We start from the raw sequence: 5,438 nt of genomic DNA on the forward strand, positions 1-5,438 counted from the left end.
AGGCGCGGGCCCGTGGCATGGCGCCCGAGGCAGCGGTCCGCTTCGGGCGGGCCGTGTCCGGCGCCACGGGATACGCGGCGGCCCAGGGCTGCGACCACGCGCAGCTGCGGTTGTGGTCGACACACCAGCGGATCGTCTGCGAGCTGCGCACCCCGCGCGGCCGGATCACCGACCCGTTCCTCGGCTTCAGGCCGCCCGGCCCCGAGACACGGCCGGAGGACGGGCTCTGGGAGACCCGTCAGGTCTGCGAGTTCGTGGACATGAGGTCCGGTGACGGGGCGACGGGCGGGTGGACGATCCGGATGGAGACGGACCTCCTGGCGTCGGGTTGACGAACCGCCGGGTGGTTTCGGGTAGTTCCCCCCGAGACCTGACGGACACGGCGGACGCATGGTGGATACGAGGCCGGGCCCGGTGCCGGACCCGGCCTCGCACCGCACGCGCCGAACGCCCCCGGGGGCCGAAGGGAAACGACCATGCCGAACGACCGTCCGCGCTCCCTGCCGACCGTGGGCGACGGCCGCACCACGATCCTGGGCCCGGGAAGACCCTCGGTCCGCCAGGCCCGGGAGGCCGTCCGCAAGTGGCTGGTCGAGTACGGTCTCCCGGACCTGATGGACATCGCGGAACTGCTGGTCAGCGAGCTCGCCACCAACGCGGTCGTCCACGCCGGCGGCCGATACCGGCTCACCCTGTCCCTGGGCGTCGGCACCCTGCGCTGCGAGGTCGCGGACGAGCGTCGCCACCTGCCCCGGCCGGCGCATCGGCGGGCGGGGAGCGCCATGCTCCCGGAAGCCGACGCCGACAGCGAGAACGGCCGGGGTCTCCTCCTCGTCGACGCACTCGCCCACCGCTGGGGCAGCCGCCTCGTCGAGGACGGCAAGGAGGTCTGGTTCGAGCTCGAACTCGACCCACCGAACAGCCCTGAGTACACGGAGGAGTTGGAGGACGCCGAGAAGTCGAGCACGCTCCACCCGGCACCGGTCCGGCCCCGGCAGGAGACGACGACCGGCTATGACGCGGAACCCCGGGGCGCATGCTCCTCCCGTGGCGGTACGGCTCCCTCCGGTGCCTCTGGCGCGTCCGCGAGCAGCCGCGACGGCAGCCACCGGGCCGCCGCGCACAGGCACACGCCGAGCCAGCCGACGGCGAACAGCCAGCCGCCGACCACATCGGTGAACCAGTGCACGCCCAGATACACCCGGGTCAGCCCGACCAGCGCGCCCCAGCAGCCGACGGCCAGACAGAGCGCGGTCCGTCCGTGCGGGGCGCGCACGCGTATCGCGAGGATCACCAGCCCGGCGGTGACCGCCGCCGTGGTGGTGTGGCCCGAGGGGAACGACCAGCCCGAGGCGTGTCCGGCCCAGTCGCCCCGCACCGGGCGGGGCCGCGCGATCAGCGTCATCACGCCGTAGCGCAGCGCCTGCCCGGCGGCGAGGCAGGCCGTGGCGAGGGTCGCGGCGAGCAGACGCCGACATGCGGTGCGGCCGGTGAGGAGTCCGGCGAGGACGACGAGGGCGTACGGGACGACGCCCGTGCCGGTCGCGGTCACACCGCGTGCCACCGCCACCGCCATGTCCGGGCGATGGGCGACGGACCACGACAGCAGATCCTCGTCCGTGAACAGCGGAACGCCCTCGCGCCCGATCACGACCATGCTCAGCACGCCGAACGCGGTCCAGGCACCCACGCCCACGCTGCCCGCCAGTTCGGCGACGTCCTTGCGGTTCATGACACCACCAGCGGTCGCAGCCGGCCGGCCGTGATCCGCCGTACCAGGGACTTCGGCCGGCGCCGCACCAACACCATCGCGCCGAACGCGAGGAGCGTGCCGACCAGGACGCCCGCCACGACGTCGTGCGGATAGTGCACCCCGACCCACACCCGGGACACCGCCATTGCGAGCGCGGCCACGGCCGCGACGGCACCGAGCCGGCGGGAGACGAAGAACAGGGCGACCGCCGCAGCCGCCGCGATCGTCGCGTGATTGCTGGGGAAGGACCAGTCGCCCGGCGCCGGACACGCCTCCAGAGTGACCACCCGCAGACTCCGGCAGGGGCGGTTCTCCCGCACCACCGCCTTCAGCAGGGAGTCGATCCCGTACACGGCCACCACGACCACCGGCACGGCCAGCGCCGTCACCGCCGCCTCGGCACCCACGCGGCGCGCCCGCCACCAGCCCACGACCATCAGCACGGCGAACACCGCGAGCCCGTACGCCGACCAGACCGAGACCGTGTCGTCCAGCCAACCGGGCGCCTGCCGCGCCGAGTTCACCACGTCCTCGTAGGCCGAGCCGTCGATCGAGGACCCCTGGAAGGCGACGAGGATCATCCGTGCGCCTCCCCGGCCCGGGCCGCCCTGCGGGAGCGGCGCACCTCGGCGACGAGGGGGAGCAGCGACACGACCACGATCAGGGCGACCATGGGCAGCAGGTACTTGTCGACGTTCGGGACCGAGGAACCGAGCGCGTAACCGGCGAGCGTCAGTCCCAGGCTCCACACCAGACCGCCCGCCACCTGCCACACGGTGAACGTCCGGACGGGCACCCCGAGCGCGCCCGCCATCGGGTTCAGCACTGTCCGCACCACGGGCACGAAGCGGGCCAGCACGACCGCCTTCGCGTGGCCGTACCGATCGAGCAACTCCTCGGCCCGCCGGGCGCCTTCGTGCAAGCGGGCCGAGCGACTGCGGGTGAGCAGCGCGCCGCCCGCCTTCCGGCCGAGCAGATAGCCGCACTGCGCTCCGGCGAGCGCGCCCACCGCCGCCGCGACCAGGAGGGGCGGGAGCGACAGCTTCACGGCTCTGTCCGCGCCGCCCGTGCAGAGCAGGCCCGCCGTGAACAGCAGGGAATCGCCGGGCAGGAAGAACCCGATCAGCAACCCCGTCTCGGCGAACATCACCACGCCGACCCCCAGCACACCGAAGGCGGCCAGCAGCGACTTGGCGTCCAGCACGTTGACGGCGAGCTGGGACGCCAGGTCCAAGGGTGTGGTCATTGTCGTGAGCCCCTTCGCCGATGTCTGACTACAAATCTGTAGACGGTCTACTCAACTGTAGACGATCGTGGCCCGCGAGGAGTTCCGCACTTTTGCCCGGTCGTTGCCGATTCATGACCGACCGACTACATGCATGTAGTCATGATGGTCCGCGAAGTAAGGCATGCCTTCACTAACCCAGGAGGGGTCGCACCCAATGTGGGACGACGCGTTTCCGAGCTTTCTGATCGGGCTGAGGGAGGGGCTGGAAGCGGGACTCATCGTCTCGATCCTGGTGGCCACCCTCGTCCGCGCCGACGCCAGGTCCCGCCTGCCGCAGGTATGGACCGGCGTGCTGGCCGCGATCGCCCTCGCGCTGAGCTTCGGTGCCGTGCTCACGTTCACCGCGGCGAACCTCTCCGCCACCGCGCAGGAGACCTTCGGCGGAGTCCTCAGCGTGATCGCCGTCGCGTTCGTCACCGCGATGGTGTTCTGGATGCGCCGCTCGGCCCGCACCTTTGCCGGCGAGATCAAGGAGAAGGTGACGGGCGCGCTCGGCATGGGCGCGGGCGTCCTGATGCTCACCTCGTTCCTCGCGGTCGGCCGCGAGGGCCTGGAGACGGCCCTGTTCCTGTGGACCACCGCCCGCGCGGCCGGCGAGTCCTCCGGCCCCCTGACCGGCGCCGCCATCGGCCTCGTCCTCGCGGCGGGCCTGTGCTGGGGCCTGTACCGCCGGGTCCTCAGGATCAACCTGACGAAGTTCTTCACCGCCACCGGCGTCGTCCTCGTCGTCATCGCCGCCGGTGTCCTCGGCTACGGCCTGCGCGACCTCCAGGAGGGCGGCGTCCTGCCCGGCCTGACGGCATACGCCTTCGACCTCAGCGGCAGCGTCGACGCGGACTCCTGGTACAGCACCCTGATCCAGGGCGTGTTCAACCTGATGCCCGCGATGACCTGGCTCCAGGTCGTGGGCTACGTCGGCTATCTCGCCGTGGTGCTGCCGCTGTTCGTGCGCGGAGTGCGGGGAGTGCGAAGTGTGCGCGGCGAGCGGATCAAGACGACGGAGACGGGGACGCAGACGCAGACGGAGCCCGCGCCCACGCCCGCACCGGAGGCCGTCTCGTCTCCGCGCCGTCGTCCCGTCTGGGTCGTGCCTGTGGCCGTGGTCGCCGTACCCGCCGTCGTGGCCGGGCTCGTTGTCGCCTTCGCCCGCCCCAAGCCCGCGAGTTCCGAGACGGTCGCCGTCTCCGAGACGGAGTGCGGCAAGGGCTTCACCGCGCCCGACACCGGACGCCAGACCTTCCAGATGCACAACACCGGCGACAAGACGGCCGAGGTGTATCTCATCGACCCGGCCACAGGCGCGGTCTACGGCGAGGTCGAGGGCCTGGCGCCGGGTACCACCCGGGACCTGGTCGCCACCGTCGCGGGCGGCTCGTACGCCTGGCGCTGCGTCCCCACCGGCGCCAAGGCCGTCACCTCCGCCACCGTGCACGTCAGCGGCGGGGGAGGGACGGTGAGGGCGGTTGTCCCCGTCTCCGAGAACGACCTCGCCGCGCCCCTCAAGGCCTACAAGGTGTACGTCGACCAGGGCCTGGCCACTCTCGAAACCCAGACCCGGCAGCTCAGCGCCGACATCGCCGGCAACCACCTCGGCAAGGCGCGCGCCGACTGGCTTACCGCGCACCGCACTTACGCCTCGCTCGGTGCCGCCTACGGAACTTTCGAGGACTTCGACCAGAAGATCAACGGCCGGGCGGACGGGCTGGCCGGGGGAGTCGCCGACAAGGACTTCGCGGGCTTCCACCGTATCGAGTACGGGCTGTGGCACGGGCAGTCGGCGGGCGAGTTGAAGGTGCCCGCGCAGCAACTCGCCACCGCCGTCGTGGGGTTGCGGAAGGCGTTCCCCACCCAGGACTTCGACCCGGGCGACCTGCCGCTGCGGGCCCACGAGATCCTGGAGAACGCCCTGCAGTTCGAGCTGACCGGCGATACGGACGAGGGCAGCGGCACCAACCTCGCGACCGTCGACAGCAACCTCTCCGGCACTCGCGAACTCCTCAGCGTACTCAAGCCGTTGCTGACCAAGGAGTCCCCGACGCTGCTTCCGACCGTCGACGCCGCTGTCGCCCGGCTGCAGAAGCTGCTCGACTCGGCGCACCACGGCGGCAGTTGGACCCCCGTCGAGCAGCTGAGCCAGCCGGACAAGGCCCGACTCGACGGCGCCACCGGGCAGTTGTTGGAGGACCTGGCACCGGTGCCGGACCTGCTGGAGATCAGGAAGTCCGCCTGATGAGCGACGAGACCACGAACAGCACTGGCCGTAGTGAAGGGACCCGTCCGATGTCCACTGCCGAAACCCCGGGCTGCCCGGCCGGAGCCGGCCGTCGCTCCTTCGTCCGGACGGCGCTCGGTGCCGGGGCCGCGGGTGCGGTGCTGGCCGGCGGGGCGTTCGCGCTC

Annotated in this window: 4 protein-coding genes and 2 pseudogenes; 3 read left to right on the forward strand and 3 right to left on the reverse strand. The window is 71.8% G+C overall.

Going from position 1 to position 5,438, the window contains the following annotated elements; all coding sequences use genetic code 11:
• Positions 1-332, forward strand: a pseudogene (locus R6V09_RS44800) (hypothetical protein); the annotation flags it as partial.
• A gap of 144 nt (positions 333-476) precedes the next feature.
• A pseudogene (locus R6V09_RS44805) lies at positions 477-899 on the forward strand (ATP-binding protein); the annotation flags it as partial.
• A gap of 113 nt (positions 900-1,012) precedes the next feature.
• Here the strand turns inward: R6V09_RS44805 and R6V09_RS44810 are convergent.
• The 3 genes from R6V09_RS44810 to R6V09_RS44820 are packed head-to-tail and all read right to left on the reverse strand — an operon-like array spanning position 1,013 to position 2,999.
• Positions 1,013-1,732, reverse strand: coding sequence for a phosphatase PAP2 family protein (locus tag R6V09_RS44810; protein ID WP_317887232.1), 720 nt, complete (start codon positions 1,730-1,732; stop codon positions 1,013-1,015).
• Complete coding sequence (locus R6V09_RS44815) at positions 1,729-2,331, reverse strand: phosphatase PAP2 family protein (RefSeq protein WP_317887235.1); 603 nt, start codon at positions 2,329-2,331, stop codon at positions 1,729-1,731. The genes R6V09_RS44810 and R6V09_RS44815 overlap by 4 nt, the downstream gene beginning before the upstream one ends.
• Positions 2,331-2,999, reverse strand: coding sequence for a DedA family protein (locus R6V09_RS44820; protein ID WP_317887233.1), 669 nt, complete (start codon positions 2,997-2,999; stop codon positions 2,331-2,333). Before R6V09_RS44820 ends, R6V09_RS44815 begins: the two co-directional genes overlap by 1 nt.
• A gap of 196 nt (positions 3,000-3,195) precedes the next feature.
• On the opposite strand from R6V09_RS44820, the gene efeU reads away from it, so the two are divergent.
• On the forward strand, positions 3,196-5,271 hold the full coding sequence (efeU, locus tag R6V09_RS44825; RefSeq protein WP_317887234.1) for an iron uptake transporter permease EfeU: 2,076 nt from the start codon (positions 3,196-3,198) through the stop codon (positions 5,269-5,271).
• The last annotated feature ends 167 nt before the right edge of the window (positions 5,272-5,438 follow it).

Source organism: Streptomyces sp. W16 (assembly GCF_033194735.1).
Lineage (GTDB): Bacteria > Actinomycetota > Actinomycetes > Streptomycetales > Streptomycetaceae > Streptomyces.

Coding starts and splice junctions, on each gene's coding strand:
- R6V09_RS44810 (WP_317887232.1), bottom strand. CDS start 1,732: ATGAACCGCAAGGACGTCGCCGAACTGGCGGGCAGCGTGGGCGTGGGT.
- R6V09_RS44820 (WP_317887233.1), bottom strand. CDS start 2,999: ATGACCACACCCTTGGACCTGGCGTCCCAGCTCGCCGTCAACGTGCTG.
- efeU (WP_317887234.1), top strand. CDS start 3,196: ATGTGGGACGACGCGTTTCCGAGCTTTCTGATCGGGCTGAGGGAGGGG.